This is a genomic window from Kocuria sp. cx-455 (genome assembly GCF_057707085.1).
Map to the genome: position 1 here is coordinate 141677 of NZ_JBYIPM010000002.1, position 16914 is coordinate 158590.

Annotated in this window: 14 protein-coding genes; 13 read left to right on the top strand and 1 reads right to left on the bottom strand. The window is 64.4% G+C overall.

Going from position 1 to position 16914, the window contains the following annotated elements:
* The first annotated feature begins 110 nt into the window (after positions 1–110).
* From AC3ENJ_RS04510 to AC3ENJ_RS04560, 11 genes are all read left to right on the top strand, one after another.
* A complete protein-coding gene (locus tag AC3ENJ_RS04510) occupies positions 111–395 on the top strand; it encodes a YciI family protein (protein WP_431813225.1) in 285 nt (94 codons plus the stop codon).
* Between the two features lie 153 nt (positions 396–548).
* Complete coding sequence (locus AC3ENJ_RS04515; RefSeq protein WP_431813226.1) at positions 549–2132, top strand: acyl-CoA carboxylase subunit beta; 1584 nt, start codon at positions 549–551, stop codon at positions 2130–2132.
* Entirely contained in the window at positions 2129–2404 is a 276-nt protein-coding gene (locus AC3ENJ_RS04520) for an acyl-CoA carboxylase subunit epsilon (protein WP_431813227.1), read from the top strand. The genes AC3ENJ_RS04515 and AC3ENJ_RS04520 overlap by 4 nt, the downstream gene beginning before the upstream one ends.
* Before the next feature lie 37 nt (positions 2405–2441).
* A complete protein-coding gene (locus AC3ENJ_RS04525; RefSeq protein ID WP_431813228.1) occupies positions 2442–3533 on the top strand; it encodes a MauE/DoxX family redox-associated membrane protein in 1092 nt (363 codons plus the stop codon).
* Positions 3534–3588: 55 nt separating this feature from the next.
* Positions 3589–5325 carry a DUF885 domain-containing protein gene (locus AC3ENJ_RS04530; protein ID WP_190807455.1) on the top strand — a complete coding sequence of 579 codons (1737 nt, stop codon included), beginning with the start codon at positions 3589–3591 and terminating at the stop codon, positions 5323–5325.
* 114 nt (positions 5326–5439) lie between these two features.
* Positions 5440–6882 (top strand): dicarboxylate/amino acid:cation symporter, encoded by a 1443-nt coding sequence (locus AC3ENJ_RS04535; RefSeq protein WP_431813229.1) that lies wholly within the window; start codon positions 5440–5442, stop codon positions 6880–6882.
* A 132-nt stretch (positions 6883–7014) separates the two neighbouring features.
* On the top strand, positions 7015–8538 hold the full coding sequence (exaC, locus tag AC3ENJ_RS04540) for an acetaldehyde dehydrogenase ExaC (RefSeq protein WP_431813230.1): 1524 nt from the start codon (positions 7015–7017) through the stop codon (positions 8536–8538).
* A gap of 27 nt (positions 8539–8565) precedes the next feature.
* The gene (locus AC3ENJ_RS04545; RefSeq protein WP_190781687.1) at positions 8566–9036 is read left to right on the top strand and encodes a DUF779 domain-containing protein; all 471 of its coding nucleotides are present in this window, start codon (positions 8566–8568) and stop codon (positions 9034–9036) included.
* A gap of 448 nt (positions 9037–9484) precedes the next feature.
* Positions 9485–10123, top strand: a complete 639-nt coding sequence (locus AC3ENJ_RS04550) for a Maf family protein (RefSeq protein ID WP_190781688.1) — start codon at positions 9485–9487, stop codon at positions 10121–10123.
* Between the two features lie 104 nt (positions 10124–10227).
* Positions 10228–12048, top strand: coding sequence for an acetyl/propionyl/methylcrotonyl-CoA carboxylase subunit alpha (locus tag AC3ENJ_RS04555; protein WP_431813231.1), 1821 nt, complete (start codon positions 10228–10230; stop codon positions 12046–12048).
* Positions 12049–12247: 199 nt separating this feature from the next.
* Positions 12248–13666, top strand: coding sequence for an MFS transporter (locus tag AC3ENJ_RS04560; protein WP_190781689.1), 1419 nt, complete (start codon positions 12248–12250; stop codon positions 13664–13666).
* Positions 13667–13758: 92 nt separating this feature from the next.
* Here the strand turns inward: AC3ENJ_RS04560 and AC3ENJ_RS04565 are convergent, their stop codons facing one another.
* A complete protein-coding gene (locus AC3ENJ_RS04565; protein ID WP_431813232.1) occupies positions 13759–15183 on the bottom strand; it encodes an NAD(P)H-quinone dehydrogenase in 1425 nt (474 codons plus the stop codon).
* 343 nt (positions 15184–15526) lie between these two features.
* On the opposite strand from AC3ENJ_RS04565, the gene AC3ENJ_RS04570 reads away from it, so the two are divergent.
* Both AC3ENJ_RS04570 and AC3ENJ_RS04575 read left to right on the top strand, forming a co-directional pair.
* The gene (locus AC3ENJ_RS04570; RefSeq protein WP_431813233.1) at positions 15527–16345 is read left to right on the top strand and encodes a purine-nucleoside phosphorylase; all 819 of its coding nucleotides are present in this window, start codon (positions 15527–15529) and stop codon (positions 16343–16345) included.
* A gap of 173 nt (positions 16346–16518) precedes the next feature.
* Positions 16519–16896, top strand: a complete 378-nt coding sequence (locus tag AC3ENJ_RS04575; RefSeq protein ID WP_190781692.1) for a hypothetical protein — start codon at positions 16519–16521, stop codon at positions 16894–16896.
* Positions 16897–16914 lie beyond the last annotated feature (18 nt).

Below are 16914 nucleotides of genomic sequence, written 5' to 3' on the forward strand. Positions count from 1 at the left end.
GCTCCTTCGAGGGGACGGACATGTCGTTATTTCTCAGCTTATGTCTACCGCCGCTGTCGGGGCATAAGCTGAACGGAAGCAACCCGACATCGTGCCGGTGAAAGGCAACCATGAGTATTTTCGCAGTGACCTACTCCTACGGCGGCCCCACGGAGCTCCTCAACGAGCACCGCCCCGCTCACCGCGCCTACCTGGGCGAGTTGGCGCAACAGGGCAAGGTCATGGGCTCGGGACCTTTCACGGACCAGGGCGCAGCCGGTGCCCTACTCGTCTTTTCGGCCGAGAGCGCGGACGAGGTCCGAGCCATCCTGGCCGAGGATCCGCTGGTCATTGCGGGGGTCGTGACCGACCACAGCGTGCGTGAATGGAGCATCAACACCGGCACGTGGTCATGAGTGACCGGCAATGACTACGTGAAAGAACCCGTCACGGGATTGTGGGACCCCTACAAAGGCATGGGCCGCCCCGCAGAATAAACTTGTGACGTCCTGAACCTGGGACCCCCGGTACTCCCATCCCTGTACCGGACCGAGACAACGCGAGGTGCCATGAGCCACGACCTGACCACCACCGCAGGCAAGATCGCCGATTTCCGCGAGCGCCGTGAGAAGTCCGAGCGGCCCGCCGGTGACGCGGCGGTCGAGAAGCAGCATTCCCGCGGTAAGAACACCGCCCGCGAACGCATTGAGATGCTGCTGGACGTGGACTCCTTCGTGGAGTTCGACGCTCTGGCTGTGCACCACTCCACCATGTTCGGCATGGAGAAGAAAAAGCTGCTGGGTGACGGCGTGGTGACCGGTTACGGCACCGTGGACGGCCGGTTGGTCGCCGTGTACTCCCAGGACTTCGGGGTCTTCGGCGGTTCACTGTCCCAGGTCAACGGCGAGAAGATCGTCAAGGTACAAAAGTTCGCCCTGCGTAATGGCTGCCCCGTGATCGGTATCAACGACGGCGGTGGTGCACGAATTCAGGAGGGCGTGGCTTCACTGGCGATGTTCGCGGACATCTTCCGCATGAATGTGCGCTCCTCCGGGGTGGTGCCTCAGATCTCCCTGATCATGGGCCCGTGCGCCGGTGGCGCCGCCTACTCCCCCGCACTGACGGACTTCGTGGTCATGGTGGACAAGACCTCCCACATGTTCATCACCGGCCCGGACGTGATCAAGACCGTCACCGGTGAAGAAGTGGACATGGAGACCCTGGGCGGTGCCCGCTCCCACAACGAGCGCACCGGCACTGCGGCCTACCTGGCCTCCGATGAGCAGGATGCCTTTGATTTCGTCCATGAACTCCTCGAATACCTGCCGGGCAACAACCTGCAGGACTCCCCGCGCATGGAGCACGACCAGATCCTGGAGATCGACGACGAAGACCTGGGTCTGGACACTCTCATTCCGGACTCCGCCAACCAGCCCTACGACATGCGCACCGTGATCGAGACCGTGGTGGACGACGGTCACTTCACGCAGATTCAGGAGCTCTACGCACCCAACGTGATGGTCGGGTACGGCCGCGTGGAGGGTCAGACGGTGGGCATCGTGGCCAACCAGCCCATGCAGTTCGCCGGCACGCTTGACATCGCGGCGTCGGAGAAGGCCGCGCGGTTCGTGCGCCATTGCGATGCGTTCAACATTCCGATCCTGACCTTCGTGGACGTCCCCGGCTTCCTGCCGGGCACGGACCAGGAATTCAACGGCATCATTCGTCGCGGCGCCAAGTTGCTCTACGCGTATGCGGAGGCGACCGTTCCCCTGGTCACCCTGATCACGCGCAAGGCCTACGGTGGCGCATACATCGTGATGGGTTCCAAAAAGCTGGGCGCGGACATCAACCTGGCCTGGCCCACCGCTCAAATCGGGGTGATGGGCGCCCAGGGTGCGGTGGAAATTCTCTACCGCCGCGATCTCAAGGCCGCAGCGGACAACGACGAGGACACCGCCGCTCTGCGCGCGGACCTAGCCCAGAAGTTCGAGGAGGACCTGCTGAACCCGTATCAGGCCGCAGAGCTCGGGTTCGTGGATTCGGTGATCATCCCGTCCGAGACCCGCACCCAGATCATCAAGGCGTTGCGCGGTCTGGCCGACAAGCGTGCATCCATGCCCGCCAAGAAGCACGGGAACATTCCGCTGTGAGCGCCCAGTACAAGGCCCGTGAGGCGGTGTCCGGGTTGGAGTCCCTGGATCCCCAGGACAAGCGCGAACCCCTTTTCACGGTCACGCACGGCAACCCGACCGCCGAGGAACTCGCTGCGCTCACCGCGGTCTTCGTGAGCTACGACGCCGCCGCGGGCGATGCGCACTCCACTCCCGTTCGCGTGCCGCGAGTGCAGTCGCGTCGCATGCGACTGGGAATGAGACTTCGCCCCGGATGGGGTGCGTGGCGCCGCACACGGCCTGAAAGCTGACCGCGAGTCTCATGATTCCCCCCGCATCATGATGGGCGTGAGTGTCATTGTCGCGAGCGTGGTGTGGAGCCTGGCCCTTCTACTACTGGCCAGTGGCGTGGCCAAGTTACTCACACGCACAACCGACGAGAGCGCCCTGAACGTGATGGCGTTGCCCGCCATGGTGAACACGCGGGCCGCGCGCACCGCGCTTCCCTGGGTCGAGATCCTCTTGGCATTCTCCCTGCTACTGAGCTCCGGAATCATCCTGTGGGCGGCCACGGCCGCGACCGTGGTGCTGTTCGCCGCGTTCACGGTGTTCGTGAGCCTCGGTGTGCGGCGGGGTGACCCGGCGTCCTGCGGGTGCTTCGGTTCGTTGTCTCGGGCTCCCCTGTCCTGGCGCACCATTGTTCGTAACCTGGTCTTCGTGGCCCTGGCCACCCTCGCCTTCATCGCGACGAGCACGGGTTTCTACCCCGGGCCCGCCCTGCCGGTGCCGTGGTGGACCGTGGTGGCGGCGGCCGTTCCGCTGCTGGTCATCGGCGTGATCGTGTGGGCGGAAAGGGGCACCGTGACCGCGCAGGGATGGCGCGCGGATCAACTGAACACTCTTGCGCCGTTGCCGGGGCACGTCGGCACGCGGGACACGACCTCCCCGCTGCGCACTGCCGAGGTGGCGGGATCCACCGTCACGACTCACCCGGGTGAGGAGGTTGCCGAGGCAGAGCATAACGGGCGGCTGCCGATCCCCTTCGGCTGGGCCCTCGACAGCCAGGGCCGGCGCGTCTCTCTGCGCATCATGGCCCACACCCGGGCCCGGGCTCTGTTCTACGTCGACCCGGACAGTGACCCGGGTCCGATCGTCATCCACCGGTTGCGGGACATCCCCCATGAGCTGGGTCCGGTGGCGCTGCACACCGTGGTCTCCCACGAACGTTCCCTCCGGGCTCTGCCCGAGTCCCTGCGCACCCACGCCCTGGTGGACCCGGACCGGTCATTGGCCGGCTCATTCCACATGGATTCCACTCCGTGGGCCGTGGTCCTGGGCGCGGACGGCTTGCTGGCGGGCGATCCCGCAGCGGGCGGCGCGGCCGTGGACCAGATCCTGGACGAATTGCTGGAGCGCTTCGACACGGCTCCCCGCGGGTGAGCGCCACTCGCGTCCGACCTTGTCATCTCGCCGACTGGGACTAATGTGGCTTCTCGTGACTGACAAGCAAACCGGCAACCGTTCGACCCGTGAACTCCCCCCGTTGGGAGCGGTTCACCGCCCCGCGACCGACGTGGACGAACTGGCCAACCGACATTTCGAACGCTCCATGAGGTTGGATCCCCTGGCGGCCACGTTGAACGGGCTCACCGGTTACGGACCCGCCTACCCTGATTACGGACCCCGGGGTCGAGCGGACCGGGCGCAGTTGCGCTCCGAAACCCTCCGGGCCATGGAGACAGCACAACCCCGGGATGACGTGGATCGGGTCACGATCCACGCCCTGCGTAATCAGCTGAACCTTGAGGCGGATCTGCACTGCGCGAACCTGGACGTGTCGCCCGTCAACAACATTGCCTCGCCGGTGCAGTGGGTGCGAGAAATCTTCGACAACATGCCCACCGGCAGCGCGCAGGACTGGGAGCACATCGTCGAGCGGTTGCATCACGTGCCTCCCGCTCTGGGCAGTTACACGGAGGGCCTGCGAGAGGCGGTCGAGCTCGGCAAAATGGCCTCGATGACCCAGATCCGGGAGGCCGGTGCGCAAGCGGAGGCCTACTCCGAACTCAAGGGACCCCTGGGCGCGCTCCTGACCCACGAATCCGTTCCCGCACACCTGCGGCCCGCCTTGGAGCAGGCTGTGACCGGGGCCCGCGAGTCCTACTCGGCCCTGGTGCGCTCGTTCCACGAAGATTTCGCCCCGTCCGCTCGGGAGTCCGACCCCGTCGGGGAGGACGACTACCGCCTGCACCTGCGGTCATTCCTGGGTGCCACGCTCGAACCTCGCGAGGTGTACGAATGGGGCATCGACCAGTTGCGGCAGCTGGATCAGGAACAACGTCTGGTGGCTCACGAAATCTTGCCGGGCTCTTCCATTCGTGAGGCCATGAACGCGCTCAACGACGATCCGGCCCGCCGCCTGGATTCCACCGATGCCCTGCAGCGCTGGATGCAGGCGCTCGCCGATGGGGCCGTGTCCGAATTGTCCACGACTCACTTCGAGTTCACGGACGCCATGCGCAACCTGGAGTGCAGGATCGCGCCCACACAGGACGGCGGGATTTACTACACACCGCCCAGTAGTGACTTCACCCGCCCCGGGCGTATGTGGTGGTCGGTCCCCGAGGGCACCCACCGCCACGCCACGTGGGAGGAAACCACCACCGTGTACCACGAAGGGGTTCCCGGGCACCACCTGCAATGCGCGACCGCCTTGGCCAACGCGGGCGAACTCAACGACTGGCGCCGCATGGGAATCTGGGTGTCGGGTCACGGTGAAGGCTGGGCGCTGTACGCCGAGCGCCTCATGGCGGAACTCGGATACCTGGATGACCCCGGTGACCGCATGGGTATGCTCGATTCGCAGCGGCTGCGCACGGTACGAGTGATCTTCGATGTCGGGTTCCACTGCGGCTACACGGTGCCGGCGGAACTGGGTGAACTGCTCGGTGGCGCTCGCCCCGGTGAGGTGTGGTCCCCGCAGGACGGGTGGGACTTCCTGACCCACAACGTGATCATGGACCCCGCCGTGCTGCGCTTCGAGTGGCTGCGCTACATGGGCTGGCCGGGCCAGGCGCCGTCGTACAAACTGGGCCAGGAACTGTGGCTGGACCTGCGTCGGAACGTGAAGGCGCGCGAAGGCGAGCGGTTCGATCTCAAGAATTTTCACAGCCGCGCATTGCGCCTGGGTTCCGTGGGGTTGGACACACTCGCATACGCCATGACGCTCTAGTCCTGCGTGTTCTTGCGGGTTTTTTTCCGATCCGGCACCACGACGTCCCTCGGGACGTAACATTTCGTCATGCGGCACGTGCGCTTTAGGATTCGCCGCTCTACGCTTGCTGATATGAATTCCGCAGAAAATACCCGGCGCCTACCGAAATGGATGACCTCCTTCGGCTGGCAGATCCTGATCGCCCTGATCCTGGGCGTGCTCCTGGGCTCCCTGGCCGCTTCTATGGGTGGCGATCCGGAGGAGAATCCCAACTGGTTGATGACCACGCTGGACACCATTGGTGCCAGCTACGTCACGCTGTTGAAGGCGGCGGTGGTGCCCCTGGTGGTGACCGCCGTGATCGCCTCGATCGCCAACCTCCGAGACGTCTCCAACGCCGCACGGCTCGCGTGGAAGACCCTGGTGTGGTTTGCGATCACGGCTCTGGTCGCCGTGTCCATCGGTATGGTGCTGGGCGTGGTGATTCAGCCCGGCGTGGGTACCGGCCAAGCACAACCCGGTGAATACACGGGCACCGAGGGTTCGTGGCTCGGGTTCCTCCAAGGCATCATCCCGGTGAACTTCCTGGGTTTGGAAGCAACCTCCAAGATGCCCGACGCTGAGACCGTGACCACGGCGCTGAACTTCAACGTGCTGCAGATCCTGGTGATCTCCGCCGTAGTGGGTATTGCCGCGATCAAGGTCGGCAAGGCCGCAGAACCGTTCCTGACCTTCATGCAGTCCGGCTTGGCGATCATGCAGAAGATCGTGTGGTGGATCATTCGTCTGGCGCCGTTGGGCACCCTGGGTCTGATCGGGCGCGCGGTGTTCGAGTACGGCTGGACCTCCATGGGCTCGCTGGTCAGCTTTGTGATCACCGTGTATGTAGGTCTGCTCCTGGTCGGTTTCGTGGTCTACCCCATCCTGATCAAGATCAACGGCCTGTCCATCAAGCAGTTCTTCTCCGGCGTGTGGCCGGCCATGCAGCTGGGCTTCGTCTCCCGATCGTCCCTGGGGACCATGCCTTTGACCCAGCGCGTGAGCGAACGGAACCTGGGTGTGCCCAGGCATTATGCGTCCTTTGCCATCCCGCTGGGCGCCACCACCAAGATGGACGGTTGCGCGGCCATATACCCGGCCGTCGCAGCAATCTTCGTGGCGCAGTTCTACGGTGTTCCGCTGACGCCCATGCACTTCGTTCTGATCGCCCTGGTGTCCGTGCTGGGTTCGGCAGCGACCGCAGGAACCACCGGCGCCACCGTCATGCTGACGCTGACTCTCTCCACCCTGGGCCTGCCGCTCGAGGGCGTAGGCCTGCTGCTGGCCGTGGACCCGATCCTGGACATGGGCCGCACCTCGCTCAACGTCACCGGTCAAGCCCTGGTGGCCGCGATCGTGTCCAAGCGTGAGGGCATCATCGACATGGACCTGTACAACGCCCGGCGTTCCGGTGAGCCGTTCACGGACGAGGACACCCACCAGCAACTGTCCCCGGTCGGTGCCCGAACCGGAACCGGCGAGGGCTCGCACGCCCATGCGCCGTCGGGCCCCAGTGACGGGCAACGCGTGGACTGAGCCGGAACCCGAAAACCGGCGCGAACTCACAGGTAAGGAGCGGCACGGACATTCCGTGCCGCTCCTTGTTTGACCCCGCGCAACCATTAGGCTGTGACCTACATCACCACACGAACGTAGGAGATTCACACCATGACGGTTTACCAACAACCCGGCAAAGATGGCGCCAAGGTCACGTTCAAGCCCCGCTACGAACACTTCATCGGCGGTGAATGGGTGGCACCCGTCAAGGGCCAGTACTTCGATGACATCACTCCCATTACGGGACAGCCCTTCACCGAGGTGGGTCGCGGTACCGCCGAGGACATCGACGCCGCCTTGGACGCCGCCTGGGCCGCGGCGCCGTCGTGGAATGCCACCTCCCCCACCGAGCGCGCGTTGCTGCTGAACAAGATCGCGGACCGCATGGAAGAGAACCTCGAAATCATTGCGGTCGCGGAGACCTGGGACAACGGCAAACCCGTTCGTGAATGCCTCAACGCCGATATCCCGCTCGCGATCGACCATTTCCGCTACTTCGCGGGAGCCATCCGCGCCCAAGAGGGCCGCCTGTCGCAGTTGGACGAGAACACGGTGGCCTATCACTTCCACGAGCCCCTGGGTGTGGTGGGTCAAATCATCCCCTGGAACTTCCCGATCCTGATGGCCGTGTGGAAACTCGCCCCCGCATTGGCCGCCGGTAACTGTGTGGTGCTCAAGCCCGCGGAGCAGACTCCCGCGTCCATCCTGGTGCTGATGGAGCTCATCCAAGATCTGGTGCCCGCCGGTGTCGTCAATATCGTCAATGGTTTCGGCGCAGAATGCGGCAAGCCCCTGGCATCCAACAAGCGGATCCGCAAAATCGCCTTCACGGGTGAAACCACCACCGGCCGCCTGATCATGCAGTACGCCTCTGAGAACATCATTCCGGTCACGCTGGAGCTGGGTGGCAAGTCACCCAATATCTTCTTCGAAGACGTCGCGGCGCAGCAGGACGGCTTCTACGACAAGGCCCTGGAGGGCTTCGCGTTCTTCGCGCTGAACCAAGGAGAGGTGTGCACGTGCCCCTCCCGCGCGCTGGTCCAGGAATCGATGTACGACCAGTTCCTGGCCGACGGTATCGATCGGGTTTCCAAGATCACAGCCGGTAACCCGCTGGACACGAACACCATGATCGGCGCCCAGGCATCCACCGACCAACTCGAGAAGATCCTCTCCTACCTGGACATCGGTAAGAAGGAGGGTGCCAAGGTGCTGATCGGCGGTGAGCGCGCCGAACTCGACGGGGACCTGGCGGGCGGTTTTTACGTGCAGCCCACCGTGTTCGAGGGCACCAACGACATGCGTGTCTTCCAGGAAGAGATCTTCGGACCCGTGCTGTCGGTGGCCAAGTTCGGCACCTACGACGAGGCCATCGGTGTTGCCAACGACACGTTGTATGGGCTGGGTGCCGGCGTGTGGGCGCGCAGCGGCAACATTGCTTATCGCGCCGGACGCGCCATCCAGGCGGGCCGTGTGTGGGTGAATCAGTACCACAACTACCCCGCCCACTCGGCGTTCGGCGGGTACAAGTCCTCGGGTATTGGACGAGAGAACCACCTGATGATGTTGGACCACTATCAGCAGACCAAGAACCTGCTGGTGTCCTACACCGAAACTGCGCAGGGCTTTTTCTAAATCCTGAGCGAAAGATAGTGAGGTGCCATGAGCGCACACCCCATCGAACCGCAGGACCGGGGCGGTCTTGAGAACCACGTGGTGCTTGAGACCGCCCCGGGGGTGCCCGGCGAAACCGCCTCCCGGGTGGGCTTCACCGCACCCGCCGTGGCCTTACTGCAAGAACTATGGGATCAACACGGACCGCTCATGTTCCATCAATCGGGCGGCTGCTGTGACGGCTCATCCCCCATGTGCTTTCCCGCCGGCGAATTCCGCACGGGCGCCGCGGATGCGCTGCTGGGCACAGCCCGGTTGCCGTCACCGTCCGGTGGCGAGTTGGGTCCCCTGGAGTTCTGGATCTCGACCGAACAATTCGAGGTGTGGCGTCATACGCGCCTCATCATCGATGCGATAGCGGGTCGGGGCGGGGGCTTCTCCCTGGAGGCGCCCACGGGCAAACGGTTTCTGACGCGCAGCGAACTCTGCACTGTTCCGCCGGGTGAATCCAGCCCGTAATCACCGCGCACGACCCCCGCGGTTCAAGACCGGCGAGGCCACTCGTTACATGCCGGAACCGAGTCGGCGCTCACTCGATCACAGGTCCACGCGGGAGCGCGCGGGGATTACTTTGCGTCCCCTGATACGTGGCGCCAGCTTTTGACGGCTGGGCACCGTATTCTCCGCGCGCTCCCACACCCCCTGTGAACCGGCAGTGCAGGCCTTGCTTCGCCTCCCCGGTGTTGAAACATGAACCACCGCCGGGATGCCCCGAGCGAGAACGTCAAGTGCGCACTTCATCCGTCATCGCCGGGGTTACTCAAGAGTAACCCCAGGGATATGACACGTCAATGATTTCTAGAGTAACTATTTGGTTACATTCGCCGGACGAGCCCTGAGCATGGCCGCGCTACCGCAAGCGTCACCGCCTTTGGGTCTTCGCCCATCGACTCGTATATTGAAACCCATGCGTCCCGTTCTCATTCTGGCCTCGCAATCTCCTGCCCGCGCAGCACTGCTGACGCGCGCGCACCTCCCGTACGACACCGTGGTCTCACGCGTGGACGAGGACGCCGCACTCGCCGAGCACGGGCCCCTGAGCCCCTCGGACACGGCACTGCTACTGGCCCGCGCCAAGGCGGACGCGGTGGCGAGCCTGGAGGTCGCCGAGGACCGCGTGGTTCTGGGCTGCGACTCGGTTTTCGAACTCAACGGCGAGAGCTACGGTAAGCCCTACACCGCGGATCTGGCGGTTGAACGCATCACCGCCATGAGCGGACAGAAGGGCACCCTGCACACCGGCCACTGGTTGGTGGATCGCCGCAACGGTGAAACCCACGGTGAGGGCGAGGTCAGCTCCGCGGACGTCTATTTTTCACATCTGTCCCGCGAGGACATCGACGATTACGTGGCCACCGGCGAGCCCCTGCAGGTCGCCGGCTCATTCACTCTCGACGGCCGCGGATCAATGTTCATCGACCGGGTGTCCGGAGACCCCAACGCCGTGATCGGTTTGAGCATCTCCACACTTCGCCGCCTCTTGGCCGCCCGCGGCATCACTGCGAGCCAATGGTGGCGGCCAACACCACAGGTCACCACGTCATGATTTGTGGAAGACCTACAGATCAACCCCGCACCCGGGCCCTCGCTTAGGTGATCTCCAGTACGGGGCACTAATCTGCTGGAGAGTATCGACAAGGAGCTATTTACGTGACAATCACCTCCACGGAGCAGCAGGCCTCCGCTGACATGCGCCCCATGACCAAGGTCTTGGTGGCCAACCGCGGTGAAATCGCGGTACGCGTCATCCGCGCCGCACGCGACGAAGGCCTCACCTCCGTGGCCGTGTACGCGGACACCGATCGCGATGCCATGCATGTGCGCATGGCGGACGAGGCCTACGCCCTGGGCGGCACCACGGCCGCCGATTCGTACCTCGTGATCGATAAAATTCTCGACGCCGCCGCTCGCGCCGGAGCCGACGCCGTCCATCCCGGGTACGGCTTCCTGTCGGAGAACTCGGACTTCGCCATGGCCGTGATCAATGCCGGTATGACGTGGATCGGACCTCCCCCGGCGGCCATTTCCAAGCTGGGCGACAAGGTGGCTGCCCGCCACATCGCCGAAAAGGTCAATGCTCCGCAGGTTCCGGGCACCGCCGACCCCGTGAACTCCGCGGATGAGGTACTCGCCTTCGCGGACGAGCACGGGCTCCCGATCGCGATCAAGGCGGCCTTCGGCGGCGGCGGGCGTGGCATCAAGGTGGTGCGCGAACGCGACGCCATCCCGGAACTTTTCGACTCCGCCGTCCGCGAGGCCACCGCCGCCTTCGGCCGCGGAGAGTGCTTCGTGGAACGGTTCCTGGACGCCCCACGGCACGTGGAAACCCAGTGCCTCGCGGACGGCCACGGCAACGTGGTGGTGGTGTCCACTCGTGATTGCTCACTTCAGCGCCGCAATCAGAAGCTCGTGGAAGAAGCTCCCGCGCCCTTTCTCTCCGACGATCAGGTCCACCGCTTGTACGAGGCCTCCAAGGCCATCCTCCAGGAAGCTCAGTACCAGGGTGCCGGTACGTGCGAGTTTCTGGTCGGTCAGGACGGCACCATTTCCTTCCTTGAGGTCAATACGCGATTGCAGGTGGAGCACCCGGTCTCCGAGGAGGTCAGTGGGCTGGACCTCGTCCGGGAGCAGTTCCGCATTGCACGCGGTGAGGAGCTCGGCTACGAAGACCCGCAGGTGCGCGGCCACAGTTTCGAGTTCCGCATCAACGGCGAGGACGCCGGCCGTAACTTCATGCCGGCACCGGGCACTCTGACCAAGTTCGCGCTGCCCACGGGTCCGGGTGTACGCGTGGACACCGGCGTGGAGGCCGGTGAAACCATTGGCGGCAACTTCGATTCCATGCTCGCCAAGCTGATTGTCACGGGCGCCACCCGCGAACAGGCGTTGCAACGCTCTCGCCGCGCCCTGGACGAGCTCGTGGTCGAGGGCATGCCCACGGTCGTCCCCTTCCACCGCGCGGTCGTGGCCGATGCCGCTTTCGCCCCGGAGGGCGATACCGCGTTCTCGGTGCACACCCGGTGGATCGAAACCGAGTTCGACAACCAGATTCAGCCGTACGAAGCACCCGTCGAACCCTCGGCGGAGGAACCCGAACGTCAGTCCGTGGTGGTCGAGGTGGGCGGCAAGCGGCTTGAAGTCACCCTGCCGCAATTGCCCGGCGCCGGGCGTAGCGCCACCACCACCGGCGGCCCGCAACCCAAGCGCAAGTCGCGCGCCAACCGCGGTGGTTCCGCCGCGGCCCGGGGTGCTTCCGGTGATTCGCTGACCTCGCCCATGCAGGGCACCATTGTCAAGATTGCGGTGGCCAACGGGGACACCGTGGCAGAGGGCGACCTGATCGTGGTGCTCGAGGCCATGAAGATGGAACAGCCTCTCACGGCCCACAAGGCCGGTGTGATCAAGGATCTGACGACCGCCACGGGTGACACGGTCTCCGCGGGGACGGTACTGGCGAACATCACGGACTGAGACCTCCCCGACGCGAAAGAACGGCGGCACGCCTGCGAGTGCCGCCGTTCTTCGGGTTTACGCACACCCGGTCGTCCGGGCTCCGTCCACGGTTGCGTGTCAAGGACCCGTCTCACATAGTGGATGACGGAATTCACCTAGTGGACTGTCAGGTCTAGCGTGGAATCATTCACATCCCCTTCCCCTGTGAGGATTCATCATGTCTACAACCGTGACGGGCTCAGGTTCCCAGCGACCCGAATCGGATCAGCCACTCGCGCAGCGCGTCCCGCGCTCTCGCGTGATCGTGGCATCGCTGGTGGGCACCACCATTGAGTTCTACGACTTCTACGTCTACGCGACCGCCGCCGTGGCCGTCTTCCCCGCGTTGTTCTTCACGGGCGAGGACGAGACCACCAAGCTTCTGGCCTCCATGGCCACCTTTGCCGCGGCGTTCTTCGGTCGCCCCATTGGTTCGGTGATCTTCGGTCACTACGGCGACAGGATCGGCCGCAAGGCCACCCTGATCGGCGCGCTACTGACCATGGGCATCGCCACATTCTTGATCGGCCTGCTCCCCACGTACTACTCCATCGGCATCTGGGCTCCCCTGATCCTGACGATCCTGCGCTTCTGCCAGGGCCTGGGCTTGGGCGGCGAGTGGTCCGGCGCCTCGTTGCTGGCCACCGAGTACGCGGAAGAGGGCAAGCGTGCCCGCGCCGCCATGTGGCCCCAATTGGGCGCCCCGTTCGGCTTCATCCTCGCCAACGGCTTTTTCTTGATCCTGACCATCGTCATGCAGTTCGGCACCGCCGAGCATCACGCCGTGGGTGACCACCCGTTCCTGGTCTGGGGCTGGCGCATCCCGTTCATCGCCTCCGTGGTCATGGTGCTGCTGGGCCTGTGGGTGCGTATGAAGCTCGAGGAAACCCCGGTCTTCACGAAGGCTGAGCAGCAAGGCGAAAAGGTCAAGGCACCCGTGGCCGAGGTGTTCAAGACCTCGTGGGTCCAGATCATTCAGGGCACCTTCATCATGCTGGCCACCTACGTGTTGTTCTACCTCATGACCGCGTGGGTGCTGTCCTTCGGCATCGGCTCCCCGGGCAACGGTGGCCTGGGTATCGAGTACCGCGACTTCCTGGTCATCCAGCTGTTGGCCGTGGTGCTGTTCGCGATCACCGTGCCGATCTCCGGGTGGCTCGCCGACAAATTCGGCCGCCGTTCCTCACAGCTCGTGATCACCGCCGCGATCGTGGTGTTCGGCCTGTGCTTCGGCCTGATCATGGACCCGGCGCTCGTGGGCACCGGTGAGGACGTCTCCATGGGCCGAGTGCTCTTCTTCCTCGCGCTCGGCATGACGTTGATGGGTCTGACCTTTGGTTCGATGTCCGCCATCCTGCCCGAGTTGTTCCCCACCAACGTGCGCTACACCGGCTCCGGGATTGCGTACAACGTGGCCTCCATCCTGGGCGCGGCCATCACCCCGTACATCGCGGTGGTCCTCAACGCGAACTTCGGTGTGGGATCGGTGGGCATGTACTTGTCCTTCGCGGCGGTCATCACGCTGATCGCCCTGTGGTTCTCCCCGGAGACCAAGCACGTGGACATGTACACCGTGGGACGCAAGCTTGTGAAGTAACAGACCACCCGCTCCGCCGTGCGTCACGTACGACGTCGCTCCGGTGACCTTTCGAGCGAAAGGTCACCGGAGCAACGTCGTACCGTCGTGGGTCAGTGGTGCACGTGCAACCGGCGAGCGGCCTCCGAGATGGAACCGGACAGGGACGGGTACACGGCAAAGGTGTCCGCGAGGTCATCCACGCTGAGGTTGTGGGTCACGGCCAGGGCGATCGGGTAAATCAGCTCGGACGCGCGCGGGCCCACGACCACGCCTCCCATGACGGTGCCGGTGCCGCGGCGGGCGAAGATCTTCACGAAACCGTCGTCCACGGCCATCATCTTGGCGCGCGGATTGGTGCCCAGTTGAAGCGCGGCGTACTCGATCACGGACGGATCGGTCTTCGCCTCCTTCTGGCCCACGCCCACGGATGCGATCTCCGGGGAGGTGAAAATGTTGGAGGCGACCTGGTCGGTGCGTATCGGGCGCACGGCGTCCCCCAACTGGTGAGCCACGGCAATGCGGCCCTGCATGGCCGCCACGGAAGCCAGCGGCAGCACGCCGGTGCAGTCACCGGCGGCGTAGATGCCCGGCACGGTGGTGCGGGACACGGCGTCGACCACGATGTGGCCGGACTTGCTCGTGGCCACCCCCACGTCCTCGAGGCCAAGGTCGGTGGTGTGCGGAATGGAGCCCACGGCCAACAGACAGTGCGAACCCTGGACCTTACGACCGTCGGCGAGGGTGACCAGAACGCCGTCGCCGGTGTTTTCCACCGTGTCCGCACGGGAACGGGACAGCACCGTCAATCCGCGGCGCTCGAACACGTTCTCCAACACGGCTGCGGCATCGGAGTCCTCACCGGGGAGCACCTGGTCGCGGGAGGAAATCAACGTGACGTCCGAACCCAAGCCGTTGTACGCGGACGCGAACTCCGCACCGGTGACACCGGAGCCCACCACAATGAGCTTTTCCGGGATCTCCCGCATCTGGTAGACCTGTTTCCAGTTGAAGATCCGCTCACCGTCGGGTTTGGCGGTGTCCAACTCACGCGGGTAGGCGCCCACGGCCAGCAGGACGAACTGGGCTTCGAGATCGTACTCCAGCCCTTCCTCCGTCTCCACGTGCACCGTGTTCGGGCCGGCCAATCGGCCACGCCCCTTAACCAGGTGGACACTCTGACGTTCCAGTCCGCGCTTGATGTCGCGGGACTGGGTGGCCGCCAAGCGCAACAGGCGGGTGTTGACCTTTTCCAGATCCACGGAGAGTTGGTTGATCTCGTCACCGTCCTCGGAGCCACCCACAATGTGGACGCCCAGATCCTTGGCCTCCGCAAACCGGTTCATCGTGTCCGCAGAAGCAATCAGGGTCTTGGACGGGACCACGTCGGTCAGCACCGCCGAGCCGCCCATGCCCTGCTGTTCGATCACCGTGACCTCGGCACCCAGGGACGCAGCCACCAGTGCAGCCTCGTACCCACCCGGGCCGCCACCAATGACAACGAGTTTCGGATTCGCAAATTCAGTCTGCACATTCACGCTTCCCATTGTTGCAGTAATTGAACCGGGAAGACGCGCGAACGGGACCTCGACCCCACGGTTAACGGTGAACCCCGGCTCCGCGGTTGCGCTCATATCGCCGTGACGAGGGTGGCCGAGGTAGCGGCGGGGACCGATTCCGACCCTCCCGCGAACATCTGAGGCGCAGGTTCGCAGACACGGGGGCCTGTTCTCTACGTATCTCTGCCCAGGATGTCCACCGGCGTTTCGGCCCTGCGCATCTCTGCCTCGGCTGTGCACCCGGTGACTTACGCACCGTGGATCACGGCCCCGGTGTCAAGGTCGGGCATGCAATTCTTCTCCCTGTTCTAGAGTGGTGCGGGTGACTGAGAATGCAACGGCTGCCGCCGATCCCTTTGACATTGCCCGCCGTGCCGCTGATGCTATCCGCGAGCGCACCGGCGTGGAGAATCATCGCATTGCCCTGACCCTGGGTTCCGGGTGGGGTGAGGCCGCCGAGCTCATCGGTGAGATCGAACATGAGATTCCCGCAACGGAGATCCCCGGTTTCTCCCGTCCTGCGTTGGAGGGCCACGCGGGGACGCTGCGCTCAATCAAACTGGCCGGCGGTGATCACGCGCTGGTGATCGGTGCCCGCACCCACTTCTACGAGGGAAAGGGCGTGCGCGCCGTGGCCCACGGTGTGCGCACCGCCTCCGCCGCTGGTGGCGAGATCATAATCCTCACCAATGGCTGCGGCGGTTTGAATCCCGCGTGGCAGCCCGGTACCCCGGTACTGATCAGCGACCACATCAACCTCACCGCCACGTCCCCGCTTGAGGGCGCCACGTTCGTTGACCTGACCGATCTGTATTCATGGCGCATCCGCGAGATTGCTCGTCAGGTCGATCCCAGCTTGGACGAGGGTGTCTATGCGCAGTTCCCCGGCCCGCACTACGAGACCCCGGCGGAGGTGCAGATGGCCAAGGTTCTCGGCGCGGACCTGGTGGGCATGTCCACCGCACTCGAAGCCATTGCTGCCCGTCACGCCTGCATGGAGGTCTTCGGTATGTCCCTGGTGACCAACCTCGCCGCCGGCATCAGCGAGACCGCGCTCTCCCACGAGGAAGTCCTCGAAGCCGGCGCCGCAGCGGGCCCGCGCATCTCGCGCCTGCTCGCGGACATTGTGGCCAAGCTCTGAAGCACCGCTGCGAACTGTGGGCCGGCCACCGTCGACGGTCGGGACCTTCTCCCGGCCGGCGGCGGCGCACACGTCCCGTAACTGACGGAATGTCAGCAAGGAGACGAGCAACCGTCTAGACTGGTCGAAGAATTTATTTACCCCGCGCGGTTGCAGTCTGAAAGGGTGCACTCATGGTCAGAAGAGATGAAGCCTCCGTCAACGAGCAGGAGACTACTCGTCGCTCGGCCGAGCCCGGAAGCCATTCGGTGAAGTCCCGCACGTACTCGGGTGAGGGCGAAACGATCAAGAACTTGATCCTGTTCGGCGGCGGCATGATCACCATCGTGGCCAGCTTCTTACTGTTCTCCAGCTACCCCAATAGTTTCTGGTTGTTCCTGTTGGGCATCATCGCGTACGGGGTGGCCCTGTTCGTTCCTACCGCGTTGATCTCCGGATCCACCGCCAAGCATTCCGCCGGCGGCACCGATGTTACCCTGGATCTGCCCCGCGGACCGCATGAGATGGCCCAGCGCCCCAATGTGCCCAACCAGGCACAGGTGAACCACTAGGTTGTACGGCGAAGAACC

What these genes read in the sequence shown, in the direction of transcription:
- AC3ENJ_RS04510 (WP_431813225.1), top strand. Translation starts at nt 111, where the DNA reads ATGAGTATTTTCGCAGTGACCTACTCCTACGGCGGCCCCACGGAGCTC.
- AC3ENJ_RS04515 (WP_431813226.1), top strand. Translation starts at nt 549, where the DNA reads ATGAGCCACGACCTGACCACCACCGCAGGCAAGATCGCCGATTTCCGC.
- AC3ENJ_RS04535 (WP_431813229.1), top strand. Translation starts at nt 5,440, where the DNA reads ATGAATTCCGCAGAAAATACCCGGCGCCTACCGAAATGGATGACCTCC.
- exaC (WP_431813230.1), top strand. Translation starts at nt 7,015, where the DNA reads ATGACGGTTTACCAACAACCCGGCAAAGATGGCGCCAAGGTCACGTTC.
- AC3ENJ_RS04545 (WP_190781687.1), top strand. Translation starts at nt 8,566, where the DNA reads ATGAGCGCACACCCCATCGAACCGCAGGACCGGGGCGGTCTTGAGAAC.
- AC3ENJ_RS04550 (WP_190781688.1), top strand. Translation starts at nt 9,485, where the DNA reads ATGCGTCCCGTTCTCATTCTGGCCTCGCAATCTCCTGCCCGCGCAGCA.
- AC3ENJ_RS04560 (WP_190781689.1), top strand. Translation starts at nt 12,248, where the DNA reads ATGTCTACAACCGTGACGGGCTCAGGTTCCCAGCGACCCGAATCGGAT.
- AC3ENJ_RS04575 (WP_190781692.1), top strand. Translation starts at nt 16,519, where the DNA reads ATGGTCAGAAGAGATGAAGCCTCCGTCAACGAGCAGGAGACTACTCGT.